18 protein-coding genes are annotated in these 18,038 nt (G+C 54.0%); 12 read left to right on the top strand and 6 right to left on the bottom strand.

Going from position 1 to position 18,038, the window contains the following annotated elements; genetic code table 11:
* The first annotated feature begins 4 nt into the window (after positions 1-4).
* Positions 5-1,372 carry a glycoside hydrolase family 10-like protein gene (locus OGV80_RS09940; protein ID WP_286514752.1) on the top strand — a complete coding sequence of 456 codons (1,368 nt, stop codon included), beginning with the start codon at positions 5-7 and terminating at the stop codon, positions 1,370-1,372.
* On the opposite strand, the gene OGV80_RS09935 is transcribed toward OGV80_RS09940, so the two are convergent.
* The 5 genes from OGV80_RS09935 to hdeB form a co-directional block, all read right to left on the bottom strand.
* On the bottom strand, positions 1,369-1,887 hold the full coding sequence (locus OGV80_RS09935) for a DUF6622 family protein (protein ID WP_286514749.1): 519 nt from the start codon (positions 1,885-1,887) through the stop codon (positions 1,369-1,371). The two genes, OGV80_RS09940 and OGV80_RS09935, sit on opposite strands and share 4 nt — an antisense overlap.
* A gap of 54 nt (positions 1,888-1,941) precedes the next feature.
* Entirely contained in the window at positions 1,942-3,213 is a 1,272-nt protein-coding gene (locus tag OGV80_RS09930) for a type II toxin-antitoxin system HipA family toxin (RefSeq protein WP_286514746.1), read from the bottom strand.
* Positions 3,206-3,520 carry a helix-turn-helix domain-containing protein gene (locus tag OGV80_RS09925; protein WP_032943458.1) on the bottom strand — a complete coding sequence of 105 codons (315 nt, stop codon included), beginning with the start codon at positions 3,518-3,520 and terminating at the stop codon, positions 3,206-3,208. The genes OGV80_RS09930 and OGV80_RS09925 overlap by 8 nt, the downstream gene beginning before the upstream one ends.
* Positions 3,521-3,696: 176 nt before the next feature.
* Positions 3,697-5,643: a methyl-accepting chemotaxis protein gene (locus OGV80_RS09920; RefSeq protein WP_286514743.1), complete on the bottom strand. Its 1,947-nt coding sequence runs from the start codon at positions 5,641-5,643 to the stop codon at positions 3,697-3,699.
* Between the two features lie 155 nt (positions 5,644-5,798).
* Positions 5,799-6,128 carry an acid-activated periplasmic chaperone HdeB gene (gene hdeB, locus OGV80_RS09915; protein WP_043016321.1) on the bottom strand — a complete coding sequence of 110 codons (330 nt, stop codon included), beginning with the start codon at positions 6,126-6,128 and terminating at the stop codon, positions 5,799-5,801.
* Positions 6,129-6,526: 398 nt separating this feature from the next.
* On the opposite strand from hdeB, the gene OGV80_RS09910 reads away from it, so the two are divergent.
* Genes OGV80_RS09910 through OGV80_RS09880 form a run of 7 tightly spaced genes read left to right on the top strand, consistent with a single transcriptional unit; the run spans position 6,527 to position 13,444 of the window.
* Complete coding sequence (locus OGV80_RS09910; protein ID WP_286514738.1) at positions 6,527-7,393, top strand: MurR/RpiR family transcriptional regulator; 867 nt, start codon at positions 6,527-6,529, stop codon at positions 7,391-7,393.
* A gap of 14 nt (positions 7,394-7,407) precedes the next feature.
* On the top strand, positions 7,408-7,995 hold the full coding sequence (ddpX, locus tag OGV80_RS09905; RefSeq protein ID WP_087050545.1) for a D-alanyl-D-alanine dipeptidase: 588 nt from the start codon (positions 7,408-7,410) through the stop codon (positions 7,993-7,995).
* A gap of 15 nt (positions 7,996-8,010) precedes the next feature.
* On the top strand, positions 8,011-9,573 hold the full coding sequence (locus tag OGV80_RS09900) for an ABC transporter substrate-binding protein (protein WP_043016318.1): 1,563 nt from the start codon (positions 8,011-8,013) through the stop codon (positions 9,571-9,573).
* A 44-nt stretch (positions 9,574-9,617) separates the two neighbouring features.
* Entirely contained in the window at positions 9,618-10,640 is a 1,023-nt protein-coding gene (locus OGV80_RS09895; RefSeq protein ID WP_043016317.1) for an ABC transporter permease, read from the top strand.
* On the top strand, positions 10,637-11,533 hold the full coding sequence (gene ddpC, locus OGV80_RS09890) for a D,D-dipeptide ABC transporter permease (RefSeq protein WP_043016316.1): 897 nt from the start codon (positions 10,637-10,639) through the stop codon (positions 11,531-11,533). Before OGV80_RS09895 ends, ddpC begins: the two co-directional genes overlap by 4 nt.
* Positions 11,530-12,516, top strand: a complete 987-nt coding sequence (locus OGV80_RS09885) for an ABC transporter ATP-binding protein (protein ID WP_043016315.1) — start codon at positions 11,530-11,532, stop codon at positions 12,514-12,516. Before ddpC ends, OGV80_RS09885 begins: the two co-directional genes overlap by 4 nt.
* Entirely contained in the window at positions 12,509-13,444 is a 936-nt protein-coding gene (locus tag OGV80_RS09880) for an ABC transporter ATP-binding protein (RefSeq protein WP_080625193.1), read from the top strand. The genes OGV80_RS09885 and OGV80_RS09880 overlap by 8 nt, the downstream gene beginning before the upstream one ends.
* A gap of 30 nt (positions 13,445-13,474) precedes the next feature.
* On the opposite strand, the gene OGV80_RS09875 is transcribed toward OGV80_RS09880, so the two are convergent.
* Positions 13,475-14,365: a LysR family transcriptional regulator gene (locus OGV80_RS09875; RefSeq protein ID WP_043016313.1), complete on the bottom strand. Its 891-nt coding sequence runs from the start codon at positions 14,363-14,365 to the stop codon at positions 13,475-13,477.
* A gap of 142 nt (positions 14,366-14,507) precedes the next feature.
* On the opposite strand from OGV80_RS09875, the gene OGV80_RS09870 reads away from it, so the two are divergent.
* The 4 genes from OGV80_RS09870 to OGV80_RS09855 are packed head-to-tail and all read left to right on the top strand — an operon-like array spanning position 14,508 to position 18,003.
* Positions 14,508-15,215 (top strand): CoA transferase subunit A, encoded by a 708-nt coding sequence (locus OGV80_RS09870; RefSeq protein ID WP_047411250.1) that lies wholly within the window; start codon positions 14,508-14,510, stop codon positions 15,213-15,215.
* Positions 15,216-15,217: 2 nt separating this feature from the next.
* Positions 15,218-15,874 (top strand): CoA transferase subunit B, encoded by a 657-nt coding sequence (locus OGV80_RS09865; protein WP_047411246.1) that lies wholly within the window; start codon positions 15,218-15,220, stop codon positions 15,872-15,874.
* A gap of 10 nt (positions 15,875-15,884) precedes the next feature.
* The gene (locus OGV80_RS09860; protein WP_043016310.1) at positions 15,885-17,090 is read left to right on the top strand and encodes an acetyl-CoA C-acetyltransferase; all 1,206 of its coding nucleotides are present in this window, start codon (positions 15,885-15,887) and stop codon (positions 17,088-17,090) included.
* Entirely contained in the window at positions 17,080-18,003 is a 924-nt protein-coding gene (locus OGV80_RS09855) for a 3-hydroxyacyl-CoA dehydrogenase family protein (protein WP_043016309.1), read from the top strand. Before OGV80_RS09860 ends, OGV80_RS09855 begins: the two co-directional genes overlap by 11 nt.
* The last annotated feature ends 35 nt before the right edge of the window (positions 18,004-18,038 follow it).

Below are 18,038 nucleotides of genomic sequence, written 5' to 3'. Positions count from 1 at the left end.
TCTGATGTCAGCATCCGGTTTTATTTCAGGAAATTATCAGAAAAAACTGGCGAATGTTCTCGCCCGTTTCCGCGCCGGGCTGCCGCTAACCAACATGAAATGGTTCGCGCTGCTGGTAGGCAGTATGTTGCTACTGGGCAGTTGTTCATCGCAACCGCCCGGCTCCAGAATTACGCCACAGCCTCCGGTGAGTAAACCACAGCAAAGCAAGGAGCCGGTGCGTGGTATCTGGCTGGCAACGGTTTCGCGTCTGGACTGGCCGCCGATTTCATCTGTCAACATCAGTTCGCCTGCCGCTCGCATCAGCCAGCAGCAAAAAGCGCTGACGGACAAGCTGGACAACCTGAAGCGGCTTGGTATTAACACCGTTTTTTTCCAGGTGAAACCTGATGCCACCGCGTTGTGGCAGTCTAAAATCTTGCCATGGTCAGATACCCTGACCGGTAGGATTGGTCAGGATCCGGGTTACGATCCGCTCCAGTTTATGCTCGATGAAGCGCATAAACGCGGCATGAAAGTCCATGCCTGGTTTAACCCCTACCGTGTGTCCGTGAACACCAGGCCTTCGACGGTCACCGAACTAAACAATACCCTGACGCAGACGCCCTCCAGCGTTTATGTCCTGCACCGGGACTGGATCCGCACCTCGGGTGAGCGTTTTGTGTTAGATCCCGGTATTCCCGAAGTGCGTGACTGGATAACCAGCATCGTGGCTGAAGTCGTTGAGAATTACCCGGTTGACGGCGTGCAGTTTGATGATTACTTCTATACCGAGTCTCCCGGATCTGCGCTCAACGACACTCAGACCTTCAGAAGATACGGCCAGGGATTCGCTTCCAAAGCGGACTGGCGGCGCGATAACACGCAACGACTGATCGCCCAGGTTTCGCGGACCATCAAGAAACTCAAACCTGAAGTCGAGTTTGGCGTCAGTCCTGCGGGCGTGTGGCGCAACCGTTCGCACGATCCGGCAGGTTCCGACACGCGCGGCGCGGCAGCGTATGATGAATCGTATGCTGACACCCGTCGTTGGGTGCAACTAGGTCTGCTGGACTACATCGCTCCGCAGCTGTACTGGCCTTTTGCCCGCGACGCGGCGCGCTACGATGTACTGGCAAAATGGTGGGCTGATGTCGTCAAATCAACCAACACCCGCCTGTATATTGGGGTGGCGCTGTATAAAGTCGGCGAACCGTCGCGAAAAGAGCCGGACTGGACGGTCAAAGGCGGCGTACCGGAGCTGAAAAAACAGCTCGATCTGAACGAGTCTGAACCGCACATTAATGGCACAATTCTGTTTCGCGAAGATTACCTTAATCAGCCGCAAACGCAGGAAGCCGTGACCTACATTCGCAATCGTTGGGGGCGCTAATGGTTGTCCTGACCGCGAAGCCTGAGCCAGACGCTCACGTAGCGGCTAAATTTCCCCACAAAAACACCGGCGAAGATGCCGCCAGTAATGATAGCCATGGCACTCATTGCGGGCTGGCGTAAAACGTCGGGGGAAACGGCGTTAAGTACGCCAAGTACGTACTTAACGCTGAATGCCAGCAGTATAAACGGCAATGCGGAATAGTCCGCCGGACGGTGAATACTCCGCGGTGCGCTACCTCGACTCAAACGGCTGGGGTTAATCAACATGTAGCCAATTATCGCGCCACTGATAATACCTATTACCCACTGGATATAGGTAATGAGGGTCGGATCGCGATAAGTGATTAAATCGTAGATATCCCAGAACAGAAAAATAGCGGGGATTAGCGCCAGTTTTTCCAGCGTGACGGTGGCGGGCGTTCTGGCTTTAATCCCCCGGTAAAGCAGAAAGACAAACAACAGATACACCCAAACTGGTGTGTGTTCCAGCATACCCAAGACAAATTCAGCCATAACATTGCCCCGCTCAGCTTTAATTCTCCGGTAAGTGTAGCGGCTATATCTGCGTCACCGGGACATTAACCGGCGGACATTATCATTAATTTGTTTCTGTATCGTATTCAGCGTGGATTGCGTTATCTGATCGGAATATTTGTCCCTGGCGACAGCGCTCAATCCTGTGGCAGAGTGACAGACCTTTTCGATTATGCCGTTCACATGATCAGCAGATAACTCAGCTTCCTGAACGCCTAGCGACAGAAGGTGCTTTCTTTCGATATCCAGCGCCTCTCCCAGTACGTCCATTTGGTGATATCCACCAGGCCCTTCACACCAGGTGACGTCATAGGCCGGAGCCAGAGTCCAGTTTCCATCGGCTGACATTAAATAGGCAAAATTCTTCGGATGATCGTCGCGGTTGTTAAATGCCACGTTGAAAACCACGCGTTCGAACGCTTTTGCCTTTTCTCTGACATCATTGGTACAAATCTGCGTAGCGCGCAGAAAATCCCGGTAGTCTAAAGCGCCGGGTATCTGGTAATTTGCCCCGGTAAGTGCCGCCAGGCTCTGCATAGGAATACGTATCGACTGGTCACGGTCGAAACGGCGAGTGGCAAATGCAGCCTGTCCGCCGGGCAGATTAAAATACGCCGTGTCTGGCGTGGTGATCCCACATTGGCGCAAGCATTCAGCATAAACCGCTTCGATGGCACATACCTCAGCATGCTCATGCCTGGCGGGAAATTTAATCAGCCAGCTTTCGCTCCCGGGTAGCGGCGCCGTGGTGAATTTAGACGTGACAGTGTCACGATAAAGTAGCGCCTTAGGCCTTGCTCCCTGTGGCGAACCGCCCATCTGGAGTAGTTTTTGCAAGAATTCCCCGCCTTCCCCGCTCAGGACTTCCTGAACCTCCGCGGCCAGTTGTGCGAGAGGAACATCCTCTTTTGACAGCGTCTCGACATCTGACTGAACGGGCTGGAATGTCATGGCGCCCATCGCGTTGTTGCCGACCCAGGTTAAGCGCTCCAATGGACCGATGCGTGCTGCGTTGAGCCCGCGGCGTTTAAATAGTCGGTCCATCAACAGCATACCCCAGCCATCAGGTAGCGAATCATAGACCGGCCCAGGTAATCCCAACTGATGAGCCGGGAAATCCCTGCGTAAACGGGGACCGTTCAGCGGTAACATCAGTCGGGACAGTTCCAGCCCCTTACGTAAGGCCTCTTCACTGTATTCAAAGGCGATCAACGGACGTCCGGTCAGGGCTGTGGAAGACATCAGTTTGCCCCACAGCCATTTCTCACCCCAGCCTTCATAGAAGACATCAACTTGCTCAGGCATCAGAGTTTTTCCTTTTGATCCGCTGACGTGCCGCGCTCTTTTCGTAACGCAAAATATCATCGAGACTATCAATCCTGGGTTTGAATAACCCCTCCAGCGCATCGCCATAGCCTAACACCATCGCGACTTTGACCAGATTCTCAAATCCTACATTTTTCCCCGCTTCCAGATTCGAAACGGTATTCACACCGACCCCTGAACGCGCGGCAACATCAGCCTGCGTCATTTGCCGGGCGAGTCGTTCTTTACGCAACCTGTCGCAAAGTAGTTTGACGATATCGGCTGCAGTATTTAGCGTTAAATCCATAATATTGGCTCTTATTGGGATAAATACGACTTTACACCCAATATTATAGAGTTAAGCAGGGAATGATTCAAAGCCTTATAAGGCACAATAAAAGGGAGTTAAACCGGAAAATCTTGCTTAAGGGCCATTATACTGGAGTTATCCGGGCACATTGCCTGTACCCGGATAGGGTGTGGTTATCCGGCAACGCCAGGCTCAGGCAATCTGAAGGATGAGACCAGCAGTGCCAACTGTTCCGCCTCCTCTTTCAGTGCCTGCGTCCGTGCTGCGGCATCATCAATTAATGAGGCGTTTTGCTGAACGGTGCTGTCCATTTCGGTAACGGCCAGCGTAACTTCGGAAACGCCCTTACGTTGTTCTTCACCCGCAACGCGTATTTCCCCCATCAACTGGCGCACCTGACGCACATTGCTCACCAGTTCTCCCAGACGTTCGCCGGCAGTGTGGATTTGCTGACTTCCGCTACCTACATGAGAAACGGATTCATCAATCAACGCTTTAATTTCCTGGGCAGCAGTGGCACTGCGCTGAGCCAGCGTGCGCACTTCTGAGGCCACGACGGCAAACCCTCTGCCAGCATCACCCGCTCTGGCGGCTTCAACCGCGGCATTCAGGGCGAGAATATTGGTCTGGAACGCAATGCTGTCGATGACCGCGACAATTTCCACCATTCTGCCGGATGAGGCGCTGACGTTATCCATCGTAGAGATCACGCCCTGCATCACATCGCCGCAACGGTTTGCCGTTTGCGCGGTACTGTCGGATAGCTCATCCGCCAGTTGTGTGTTACTGGCATTTTGATGAACGGTCGCATTTAACTGCTCCATAGCCGCCGAACTCTCTTCCAGAGCAGCAGCCTGCTGCGTTACGCGAGATGAAAGCTCCATATTACTGTCAGCCAGGCTAACGGCGTTATTCGCCACCACTGTGCTACTGCTTCTGACGGTGATCAAAATGGCTGAGATTTTATCGACGAACAGGTTAAACGCCTCGGCAATAGCAGAGATCTCATCTTTGCCGCGAACATCCAGACGACGGGTAAGATCGCCTTCGCCCTGCGCGATGTCATCAAGAGCCTGACGGGTATCATCGAGACGAGAAATCAGTCGGCGAACCACCAGCCAGGATCCCACCAGCAACAACGTCATTATCGGGATTAATACTTCCAGGACGTTCTGCATCATTACTTTGGCAAGGCCGACGATACGCGACTCAGGTGTCACCAGACCGACAACCCAACCGGTATCCGCCATCGGGAACAGCATTACCCGTGACGCCGTATTCAGAACGTTGTCGTTTGCAAGCGTAATCGTCTTCACCCCATCGGCCGGGCGCAGAGATTTCAGCCCCTTTTCCACCGGGATAAGCCATTGCGCGCTTTGCGCCAGATCGTTAATGGTTTTATATTTTGCCAGGTCGGCCTGCGGGAAATAGAGAATTTGTCCCTGCTTGTCTACCACAAACGCGTAGCCGCCGGTGCTGTTGCCCTGCTGCTGCATGAAAGTAGCGACATTATCCAGGCGAATGTCGGTGGTGGCGACCCCGGCAAACTTGCCCGCCAGTTGATAAGGCACGCTGCATGTCACCATGTTGACGCCAGAACTGGCATCCTGGTAAACATCAGACCATAGGCAGTTGTTTTGTGATTGCCCTTTGGCGTGCTGATACCAGCTTTCATTGTGGTATCCGCTTGATCCTTCGACATTGTAGTCGTTGGAATACACCAGTTTTCCTTCAGCATTACGCGCCCAGAAAAAGCTTCTTTTCTCTACACCAGCGGTGAATGCATCAGGTTCTGGCCAGATGCCGCCGCCGGTGATAATCGAGTCTTTACCTTCACCAATCAGATGTGGAACGACGTTTTGGTACAGAGATTCATCATTTGGCAGCACCTCAGCCAGCCGTGACAGGCTGACGGTCTCGCCTTCAATTCTGGACAATACGGTACTCAATTGACGGGTTAAACCTTGCCCTGTTTCTTCGATCAGGGCGGTGTTGATTTCAACGACGCGCGGCTGACCACGCCAGAGCATAATCACCACTATCACAAGGCTCGTGACTGCAAGCAGCAGAATGCCGCCGATGGTTAAACGCGTTGAAATACGAGTAGGATACCAGGCCATACAAACTCCTTCTGCAAAAGGCTAACTTTTATCCAGTATCGGCACAGGAGTTTATATCTTTATAAAGTTTTCTTAAGTATTACAAAACAAATAAGTGACATTGTCACGAATAGCAAAACCCAGCACTCTGGCTGGGTTTTAATAACTGCTTAATCTTATTTGGATAATTCTTTTTTGATTTCGTCTTTTATTTTGCTTAATTCACTCTGAGGATGTTTTTTACAAAGTTCAACGGTCAGGGGAACTGCAGTCGTCACGGTTTCGTTATAGTCTACGTAATCGCCACCTTTGAAGTCTTCGTCTTCATTGAGCACCCAGAAAGCCACCGGAGCCATAGTTTGCGGGTTCAAATCAATAAACTCCTGGCAGCTCATGCCTTTCGGAGTCACTTCAGTTTTAGCGTTATCAGTTGCTGCATTGACGCTGACACTGGTTAACAGCGCTGCGACCAGAATACCAGCTGTAGAAAGAGAAAATTTATTCATTGTAGAACTCCATTTATAATATAAATAATATCTACACTTGCGCTTCAAACCGTTAATGTAGTTCGCAAAAATAATACCCCTACCATCATGAGAATAAAGATTGCCGCCATGGATATAGCTGAAATTTATATTTCACATTACTGATTCTGATGTTTGGGCGTAAAACGTGGCCACAATGTGATCGTTCCGACGAAATCAACAGAATCCTGCCCCGCTCCCCCTGCCGTTGCACCAAAACTGAACTAGGCTGCACAAATGTTGATCATTAGTTAACGAATATGAGTTTGTTTTAACAAAAACAGCCAGTGTGCCGCTGTTACCGACCTGGCACGCGTCCTGCATTGTTAATTTGCTAACAGTGAACCGTAATCTGACAGACAACTAACAGCGAGAAGGTAATGACAGCGAAACCTGAGTTATTTACCCGCATAGAGCAGACCTTTAGCCAGCTGACGCCCAGCGAAAAGCGCGTGGCCGGGTGGCTGTTAGCCCATGCTGTACAGATCCCTTTTGAAACCGCGGATGGTATCGCTAAAGCAACCGGAACCAGCGGTATTACCGTTGGACGCTATCTGCGTAAACTGGGGTTTCGCAATCTGGAAGATGCAAAAGCCAGTCTGCGAGAGCTACCCGTTGTCCCGTATCAGCCCTGGGGAATGAACGAGCGGCTGGACTCCTGGCACCAACAGCTAAGCCTGCCGGATCGCGCGCAGCAGTCGCTGTTACTGGAAATCGACGCCATTACCCACGTCTATCAACTTGCACAAGGCGAAACGTTTTTACGCATTGCGCAGCAGCTGGCGCATGCGGAAGCCGTGTATATTCTCGGGATCCAGTCCACCCGTGGGATCGCCAACGCCTTTTTTAGTCACCTGGAATACCTGCGACCTAAAGTTAGCTACTCCGAAGGGCTTTCCGGCAGTTGGGTGGAGTCGCTGAATTCGGGATTCAACCAGCCTTACGTGGTGATCACCGATATGCGCGCCTATTCCGCTATCTCGCGACAATATTGCCGCGTCGCCACGGAACGTTGCATTCCGCTGGCGCTAATCACCGATGTGTGGTGTCCATGGGCCAGAGACTATTCTATTGATTTACTTCAGGTAAAAACCGACACCGGACATTTCTGGGACTCACTGGCGCCGGTGAGTTGTTTGTTCAATTTATTACTCTCTGCGGTGGTGGCCCAACTGGGTGACTCCCTCGCAGGACGCCTGCAAACCAATCGCCAGTTACAACAACAATTTGGTCAATTCGAACAATGAACAGGAAACGTGCTATGTCAGAAACCCCAGAACTGGTCGATCTGTCGGTGATATTTCCGTCGCTGCATATCGATCTTAAATACGCCACTGCCGACAACATTACCGGTGCACCTATCTATCGGGAAGCGCGCTGCCTGTTGCACGCCGAGGCGGTAACCGCGCTGGCTAAAAGCATTAGTATTGCGCAACTGGCGGGATTGTCGCTGGTGGTGTACGACGCGTATCGCCCTCAGCAGGCGCAGGCGGTACTGTGGAATGCCTGTCCTGATCCCCAGTACGTTGTTGATGTGGCGATAGGATCCAATCACAGTCGCGGAACGGCCATTGACGTTACGTTAATGGACGATCGTGGCGTTCTACTCGATATGGGGGCCGGTTTTGATGAAATGCACGACCGTTCCCATGCCTGGCACCCTTCTGTTCCTCCGGCTGCGCAGCGCAATCGGCTGCTGCTCAATGCCATTATGTTCGGGGGCGGTTTTGTCGGTATCAACAGCGAGTGGTGGCATTTTGAATTACCTGATGCCGCTCGTTATCCGCTGCTTGACGACCAGATAGCCTGTTTCCCCGCTTCACCCATAACAACACAACATCCCCTTTAATTCTGGAGCCTGGTTATGAAGACTACACCTGCGTTAAACGCGTTTTTTCGCCCCGCTCTGATAGCCGTTGCGCTGGCGTTTGCCCTGCCCGCCGCGCAGGCCGCCGTGCCTAAAGACATGCTGGTGATTGGTAAAGCCGCCGATCCTCAGACGCTCGATCCCGCCGTGACCATCGATAACAACGACTGGACGGTCACCTATCCCTCTTATCAGCGGTTGGTTCAGTACAAAACCGATGGTGGCAAAGGTTCCACGGAAGTTGAAGGCGATTTAGCCAGCGGCTGGAAAGCCTCGGACGACCAGAAAGAGTGGACGTTTACTCTGAAAAACGATGCCAAATTCGCCGACGGAACGCCGGTGACGGCTGATGCGGTAAAGCAATCCTTCGAACGTTTGCTCAAAATTGGTCAGGGTCCCGCAGAAGCGTTCCCGAAAGATCTGAAGGTTGAGGCGATCGATAACACCACGGTGAAATTTACCCTGAGCCAGCCGTTTGCTCCGTTTCTGTATACGCTGGCAAATGACGGGGCTTCAATTATTAACCCGGCTATCTTAAAAGAGCATGCCGCAGACGATGCCCGCGGATTCCTCGCGCAGAACACGGCGGGTTCCGGGCCATTCATGCTTAAAAGCTGGCAAAAAGGACAACAGCTGGTGCTGGTGCCTAACCCGCATTATGCCGGCACTAAACCGACGTTTAAGCGGGTTTCGGTAAAAATCATCGGTGAAAGCGCCTCCCGCCGCCTGCAATTATCGCGTGGCGATATCGACATTGCCGATGCGCTTCCTGTTGACCAACTGGCCGCCTTAAAACAAGAAGGCAAAGTGAACGTGGCGGATTACCCCTCATTGCGCGTGACCTATCTGTATCTCAACAACAGTAAGGCCCCGCTCAATCAGGTGGATTTACGCCGCGCCATCTCGTGGGCCACCGATTATAAAGGCATGGTCAACGGGATCCTGAGCGGCAATGGGAAGCAAATGCGTGGCCCGATCCCTGAAGGCATGTGGGGTTTTGACGACAAGGCCATGCAGTACAGCTTCGATGAAGCCAAAGCGAAAGCGGCCCTGGACAAAGTTGCCACCAAACCTGAAAGCCTGAGCTTCCTGTACTCTGATAATGACCCTAACTGGGAACCTATCGCGCTCGCGACCCAGGCAAGCCTTGGCAAACTGGGCATTAAGGTGAAGCTGGAAAAACTGGCGAACGCCACCATGCGTGACCGCGTGGGTAAAGGCGATTACGACATTGCCATTGGCAACTGGAGCCCGGACTTCGCCGACCCGTACATGTTTATGAACTACTGGTTTGAGTCAGACAAGAAAGGCTTGCCAGGTAACCGTTCGTTCTATGAAAACGCTGAGGTCGATAAACTCCTGCGTAGCGCGCTGGCCACGACCGATCAGGTTGCCAGAACCAATGACTACCAGCAGGCGCAAACCATCGTGATTGATGAAGCAGCCTACGTCTATCTATTCCAGAAAAACTATCAGCTGGCGATGAACAAAGACGTCAAAGGATTTGTATTCAATCCGATGCTGGAACAGGTCTTCAATATCTCCACCATGAGTAAATAAGCCACGTTGATGCGGAGCCGCTCTGGCTCCGCAAGGGGAAGCTAATGACGTTCTGGAGTATTTTACGCCAGCGATGCTGGGGACTTGTTCTGGTGGTTATCGGTGTTTGCGTAATCACCTTTATTATTTCACACCTGATACCAGGCGACCCAGCGCGGCTGCTGGCGGGCGATCGCGCCAGCGATGAAATTGTCGAAAATATTCGCCAACAGCTGGGGCTGAATCAGCCGCTGTATGTGCAGTTTTTTCGCTATGTCAGCGACATTTTTCATGGCGATTTAGGCATCTCTATTCGCACCGGACGTCCGGTACTGGATGAGCTACGCATTTTCTTCCCCGCTACCCTTGAGCTGGCTTTCTGCTCCTTGTTGCTGGCGCTGATTATTGGGATTCCGTTAGGTATTTTATCTGCAGTATGGCGCAATCGCTGGCTTGATCATCTCGTTCGCCTGATGGCGATCACCGGCATCTCCACGCCTGCATTCTGGCTGGGGCTGGGGGTTATCGTGCTGTTTTATGGGCATCTGCAAATTTTACCCGGCGGCGGACGTTTAGACGACTGGCTGGATCCGCCTGCTCACGTTACCGGGTTCTATCTGATAGATGCACTGCTGGAAGGCAATGGCGAAGTCTTTTTCAATGCGCTTCAGCACCTGATCCTGCCATCACTGACGCTGGCATTTGTGCACCTGGGGATTGTCGCTCGCCAGATTCGCTCCGCCATGCTTGAGCAACTGAGTGAAGATTACATTCGTACCGCTCGCGCCAGCGGGCTGCCGGGCTGGTACATCGTATTGTGTTACGCGTTGCCTAATGCGCTTATCCCCTCGATAACCGTTCTCGGCCTGGCATTAGGCGATCTGCTCTACGGCGCGGTGCTGACTGAAACGGTCTTCGCCTGGCCTGGCATGGGCGCGTGGGTGGTGACGTCGATTCAGGCGCTCGACTTCCCGGCGGTAATGGGATTTGCCGTAGTGGTCTCTTTCGCCTATGTGCTGGTTAACCTGGTGGTGGATTTGCTCTATTTGTGGATAGACCCACGAATTGGACGTGGAGGCGCACAATGATGCTCACACAAGAAACGCCGACCGCCCCTCAGACAACACGCCGCCGCACGGACTGGGCTAAACTGTTCTGGATGATGAAAAGCAGCCCACTGACGATGGTTGGCGGGGTCATCATTGTACTGATACTACTGCTAATGGTGCTGTCGCCGTGGCTAACCCCTTACGATCCCAATGCTATCAATTTGAGTGCACGTCTGCTACCCCCGTCAGCCGCGCACTGGTTTGGTACCGATGAAGTTGGCCGCGATCTGTTCAGTCGCGTTTTGGTGGGAAGTCAGCAGTCGGTCGTTGCGGGGCTAGTGGTGGTGGGTATTGCCGGAGGATTGGGTTCGCTGCTGGGGTGTCTGTCTGGCGTCATGGGCGGACGTGCCGATGCGATTATTATGCGGATAATGGACATTATGCTGTCTATTCCCTCGCTGGTGCTGACGATGGCGCTGGCCGCCGCGCTGGGTCCAAGCCTGTTTAACGCCATGCTGGCGATTGCCATCGTACGTATTCCGTTTTATGTGCGCCTCGCCCGCGGTCAAACGTTAGTGGTGCGCCAGTTTACCTATGTGCAGGCCGCACGAACCTACGGGGCTTCACGCTGGCATTTGATTAGCTGGCACATTTTACGTAACTCTCTGCCGCCGCTCATTGTGCAGGCGTCGCTGGACATCGGCAGCGCGATCCTGATGGCCGCCACGCTCGGGTTTATTGGTCTGGGTGCACAGCAGCCCAGTGCTGAATGGGGGGCGATGGTCGCAATTGGCCGCAACTACGTGCTTGATCAGTGGTGGTATTGCGCTTTTCCTGGCGCCGCCATTCTGATTACCGCCGTGGGTTTTAATCTCTTTGGCGATGGTATTCGCGATCTGCTGGATCCGAAAGCCGGAGGAAAACAGTCATGACACAACCTGTGCTGGAAATTGAAGATTTGCATCTGAGTTTCCCCGGCTATAAAGCTGACGTGCATGCGCTGAACCATGTATCGCTGCATATCAACCGCGGAGAAATCGTTGGCGTGGTGGGTGAATCCGGTTCCGGTAAGTCCGTGACGGCTATGCTCACCATGCGTTTGTTGCCGGAGGGAAGCTATCATATTCACCAGGGGCGCGTTTCGCTGCTGGGTGAAGATGTGCTCAACGCCAGCGAGAAGCAAATGCGCCAATGGCGCGGCGCACGTGTGGCGATGATCTTTCAGGAACCCATGACGGCGCTGAATCCGACCCGACGTATAGGTCAGCAAATGGTGGAAGTTATTCGCCATCATCAGGCGTTAAGCCGCACGGATGCTCGTCAGAAAGCCATCGCTTTACTCGACGAAATGCAAATCCCGGACGCGTCGGAAGTCATGAAACGTTTCCCGTTTGAGCTTTCCGGCGGGATGCGTCAGCGGGTAATGATTGCCCTGGCCTTTTCGTGCGAGCCGGAGCTTATCATTGCCGATGAACCGACCACCGCGCTGGACGTCACGGTACAACTGCAGGTGCTGCGTTTGCTGAAGTTAAAAGCGCGCGCCAGCGGGACAGCCGTATTATTTATCAGCCATGATATGGCGGTGGTTTCACAGTTATGCGATCGGTTATACGTCATGTATGCCGGGAGTGTGATTGAGAGTGGCCCGACGCAAACTGTTATTCAACGCCCAACGCATCCCTATTCCATTGGTCTACTGAAATGCGCGCCGGAACACGGTGAGCCACGCGCATTACTGCCCGCAATTCCCGGTACCGTGCCGAACTTAACCTGTTTACCGGCCGGATGCGCATTTCGCGAGCGCTGCTTTGCCGCTGGCCCACGTTGTGAAGAAACGCCTGCGTTAAGCAGTCAGGGAGGCGCGGATCAACAATCTGCCTGCTGGTATCCGCAACTGGAGACAACACATGTCTGATTTTTTACTGGCGCTGCAGGATGTTCATGTCAACTTCCCTGCGCGTAAAAACTGGCTCGGCAAAGTAACGGAACGGGTGCATGCGCTCAACGGCCTGGATTTACAGATCCGTCAGGGAGAAACGCTGGGGATTGTCGGTGAGTCCGGCTGCGGAAAAAGTACACTGGCGCAACTGCTGATGGGGATGCTGAAACCCAGTCAGGGTAACTATGCTTGCCGTGGGGACACGCAGCACAACGGTATGCAGATGGTCTTTCAGGATCCCCTTTCATCGCTGGATCCGCGCTTACCGGTGTGGCGGATAATGACCGAGCCGGTGTGGATCCAAAAGCGGAGTCCGGAGCGTGAGCGACGCATGCTTGCCGAGGATTTGGCGCGCCAGGTGGGGATTCGCCCGGAATACCTCGATCGCCTGCCGCATGCGTTTTCTGGCGGACAGCGTCAGCGTATTGCCATCGCCCGGGCGCTATCATCAGAGCCCAATGTGATTGTTCTCGATGAACCTACCTCAGCGCTGGATATCTCCGTGCAGGCGCAAATTCTCAACCTGCTGGTGTCATTGCAGGCGCGCAGGAATCTGACTTACGTGCTGATATCGCACAACGTGTCGGTGGTCCGCCATATGAGCGACCGGGTGGCGGTAATGTACCTCGGGCAAATTGTCGAGCTGGGCGATGCGCAGCAGGTACTCGCTCAGCCCGCTCATCCCTACACGCGATTATTACTGGACTCGGTCCCCAAAACGGGCGCACCGCTGGCGGAAGATTTGGTGTTGCGCAAAACCGAACTCCCGGGGAACCGTACGCTGCCTCAGGGCTGCTTTTTCCGTGACAGATGTCCGCTGGCAACCCGCGGTTGTGAGCAGAAACAGCCATTGCTGAAAAGTGACACCGGATGTGAGGTTCGCTGCTGGCGGGCGTTGGCATAACCTTAACGGCTGGCGTAATGCGTGAGAGCATCAGGCGCAATAGGCCTTTTTCAGTGAATCCACCAACACTTCTGAGGCGGTGGACAACTTATGATGCGCCGAACGCAAAACGCCGATCCGCCGCTGGATCACCGGCGTATCCAGATCGATACAGGTTGCGCCCAGCTCGGTCATTTGCGTGCGGCACAGGGCGGGTACGGCACTGCCGCCCAGTCCGTTGGCTACCAGCCGGCCAATGGTCACCAGTTGATGGCTCTCCAGCGCCACCTCCAGCGTATGTCCACTTTGCACCAGTTGTTCTTCCAGCATCAGGCGCACGGCAGAAGGACGTTGCAGTGTGATGAAATCCAGCGTTAACAGTTCGCGCCACGCAATACGATCCCTGCCCGCCAGCCGGCACGTTGGCGGCACAATGGCGATAAAACGATCCACACCGAGCGGCGTGAAATGCAGATGACCTGAATAGTCCGGCTCAAAGGCAATCCCCATCTCTACCCGCCCTTCACTGACCATTTCAATTACGTGTTCGTTAATCACATCGTGAACCGTTACGTTGATACCGGAGTAGGAGTCACGAAACGTTTTTAGTACCGATGGCAGGACGTTAGCAGCGAATGAGGGCATGGCGGCAATAGAGATTTTCCCGCGCTGTAGCGTAAAGCGCTGGCGCATTGCCTCTTCCGTATTTTCCCAGTCCGCCAGCAGTTGTCGCCCCATGTTCAGCAGCGTTTCGCCCTCTTGCGTCAGAGTCACTTTGCGTGTGGTTCTCAACAGTAACGCCCCGCCCAACGAATCCTCAAGTCCTTTAATCGCCAGACTTAGTGCGGGTTGCGACATATTCAGTCGTTCACTGGCATGAGCAAAATTCAGAGTGTGAGCTACCGCTAAAAACGCGCGTAACTGTTTGATGCTCATTCCCATTTCGCATTCTCTTAACTGGTTGAATACCTTTAATTAACATTAAATTGATAAAAAAACCCAATGAGTGAGTCACAAATTTAAAATTAACAAATCATTTTTCACCCCCAATGATGTCAGCAAGGACAACAGAAGGGGCAAGTGTATGGCTGGACTGGATAAACGGGTTGCCACTTATCAAGAGGCGCTGGAAGGACTAACCGATAACATGACGCTGCTGGTTGGCGGTTTTGGCTTATGTGGGATCCCTGAGAACCTGATTGCCGAAGTACGTCGTCGGGAGGTTCAAGGGCTTACGGTTGTGTCAAACAACTGCGGCGTGGATGGTTTTGGCCTTGGTGTACTGCTGGAAACGCGCCAGGTACGCAAGGTTGTCGCATCTTATGTGGGTGAAAACGCCCTCTTTGAGCAACAGGTACTTAATGGTGAACTGGAAGCTATCCTGACGCCGCAGGGCACGCTGGCAGAGCAACTGCGTGCGGGCGGTGCGGGGATCCCGGCATTCTATACCGCAACCGGATACGGGACCCCGGTTGCGCAAGGCAAAGAAGTTCGCGAGTTTGCCGGACGCCCTTACATCTTAGAACAGGCGATAACCGGTGATTTTGCGTTGGTTAAAGGCTGGAAAGCTGACTGGTACGGCAACGTTATTTATCGCCACACCGCGCAGAATTTTAATCCGCTGATGGCCGCCGCCGGGCGTATTACCGTTGTGGAAGTCGAAGAAATTGTCCCTCCCGGAGAGCTGGATCCCGCCGCAATTCACACCCCAGGAATTTTCGTTAACCGCCTGATTCAAGGGCAGTTTGAAAAACGTATTGAACAACGCACCCTGCGCCAGAAAGGAGCCTGACCATGTTAACGCGTGAACAAATGGCGATGCGTGTTGCCCGCGAACTGCGCGACGGTTATTACGTCAACCTTGGGATTGGTATCCCCACTCTGGTGGCGAACTATATTCCCGATGGCATGGACGTAATGCTGCAATCGGAAAATGGTTTGCTGGGTATGGGCCCGTTTCCTACGGAAGATGAAATTGATGCTGACATGATCAACGCCGGGAAACAGACCGTGACGGCGCGCAAAGGTGCGGCGATCTTCGATTCGGCGCAATCTTTCGCCATGATCCGCGGCGGCCACGTTGATCTTACGGTGCTTGGCGCATTTGAAGTGGATGTTAACGGCAATATCGCCTCATGGATGATCCCCGGAAAAATGGTGAAAGGCATGGGCGGCGCGATGGACCTGGTTGCCGGAGCCGACAACATCATCGTGGTGATGACGCATGCCTCCAAAAGCGGAGAGTCGAAACTGCTCCCCGCCTGCACCCTGCCGCTGACCGGCGTAGCCTGCATTAAACGCGTGCTTACCGATCTGGCGCTACTGGAAATTGCCGACGGCGCGTTCATTCTGCGTGAGCGTGCGCCGGGCATCAGTGTGGATGAGATTGTCGCCAGAACCGCCGGCAAGCTGATCGTTCCCGAAAATGTCCCCGAAATGCACTTTAGCTGAGGAGCTGACCATGCAGGATGTTGTTATTGTCGCGGCAACGCGCACCCCGATTGGCAGTTTTCATGGCGCACTGGCGCCGCTTTCGGCGGTTGAACTGGGTTCGGTGGTGATCCGTTCGTTGCTGGAAAAAACAGCCGTAACCCCTGAGCAAATTGATGAAGTGATTTTAGGTCAGGTCCTGACGGCGGGCTGCGGCCAGAATCCGGCCAGACAAACGGCATTACGCGCAGGCCTGCCGGTAACTACGCCGGCGTTAACCATTAATCTGGTGTGCGGCTCGGGCCTTAAAGCGGTGCATCAGGCGGTACAGGCTATTCGCTGCGGCGATGCGCAGATCGTGATTGCCGGTGGGCAAGAGAGCATGAGCAATGCGCCCTATTTTCTCGATGGCGCTCGGGCGGGCCTGCGACTGGGTCATGCCAGCATGAAAGACAGCGTGGTGCATGACGGTCTGTGGGATGCGTTCAACGACTATCACATGGGCATTACCGCCGAAAATCTGGCGGATAAGTTTGCCATTAGTCGTGAGCAGCAGGACGCTTTTGCCCTTCGCTCCCAGCAAAAAGCCGCCGCCGCCATTGAAGGTGGTCGTTTTAGCGCGGAAATCACGCCGGTCAGCGTCCCACAGGGCAAAAAACCGCCGCGTGTAGTGGATCATGACGAACAGCCACGTCCGGATACTCAGGCCGATAAACTGGCGCAGCTCAAGCCAGCATTTCGCCCAGGTAACGGCACGGTGACCGCCGGGAATGCCTCGTCAATCAATGATGGCGCCGCCGCGGTAATGTTGATGAGCGCCGCCAAAGCGGCAGAACTCAACCTGCCGGTTATGGGCCGGGTGGCGGGCTACGCCGTCTCCGGCGTCGACCCTGCGATTATGGGCATTGGGCCAGTAGAAGCGTCACTCCAGTGCCTGAAGCGAGCGGGCTGGACGTTAAATGATGTCGATCTCATTGAAGCCAACGAAGCCTTTGCCGCACAAGCGCTGGCGGTTGGCGAATCCCTGAACTGGGACGGTAATCGGGTGAACGTGAACGGCGGAGCGATTGCGCTGGGCCATCCCATTGGTGCCTCAGGTTGTCGAATTCTGGTGACACTGCTGCATGAAATGTCCCGCAGCAATGCCGTCAAAGGGCTGGCTACGCTGTGCGTAGGCGGCGGTCAGGGCGTAGCACTGGCGGTGGAACGTTCGCAGGAGGCATCTCATGCAAAGTAAACCTATCTGCGTACTGGGTGCGGGTTTGATGGGCGTCGGTATTGCCACTCACTTCGCCCGGTATGGTCACGATGTCTGGCTGTATGACACCGACAGCAGCCGCATTGCGGACATTGGCGCCGTTGCCAGCGGCATTATGGATGAACTGATTGCTACCGAACAGTTTGCCGCAGACGAAAAAACACAGGTTGTGAGCCGTCTGCATGGCACTACCTCGCTACAAGATATTGCCGCGTGTGGGTTGCTGATTGAAGCCATCCCGGAGCGACTCGAACTCAAGCACGCGTTGTATGCGCAACTGGAAGAGCTGATCGCGCCGGAGGCCGTGATTGCCAGTAATACCAGCGGCCTGCCGCCGGATGCGCTGGCAGAAAAGCTCGCCCATCCCGAACGCTTGCTGATCGCCCATTTCTGGCACCCGCCGCATTTTATTCCGTTGGTCGAAATTGTCCCCGGCACGGCCACGAAGCCAGAATACCTGCATGCGCTGCAACAGCGACTGCTTTCAATGCAACTGGAAGCCGTGGTGCTCGATCGCGCCGCACCGGGGTTTGTTGGTAATCGCCTGCAGTTTGCCCTGCTGCGCGAAGCGTTGCATATCGTCAAAAGCGGTATCGCCAGCGCAGAGGTGGTGGACCAGGTCATGCGCGCCTCGCTTGGTCGTCGCTATGCGATGGTTGGTCCGCTGGAGGCGGCAGATATGACCGGACTTTCTACGGTGCAGGATATTTGTCGGCATCTGCTACCGGAACTGGCAACCGGTAGCGACATGATGTCGCTGGTCGCTGACAAAGTTGCCAACGGTGATACCGGTTTACGCAGCGGTCAGGGATTTTATCGTTGGGATGATTCGCGCAAGGAATATATCCAGCAACGCAGAGAGCATCAGCTGCGCTTTGCCCTGAAACCGTAACTTCTCTTTCTGTACCCCACTATAACAATGATATT

Source organism: Citrobacter sp. Ce119, assembly GCF_030334525.1.
GTDB lineage: Bacteria > Pseudomonadota > Gammaproteobacteria > Enterobacterales > Enterobacteriaceae > Citrobacter > Citrobacter europaeus.
Note: the sequence above shows the minus strand (reverse complement) of the source record. Positions and strands in the feature narration are given on the sequence as shown.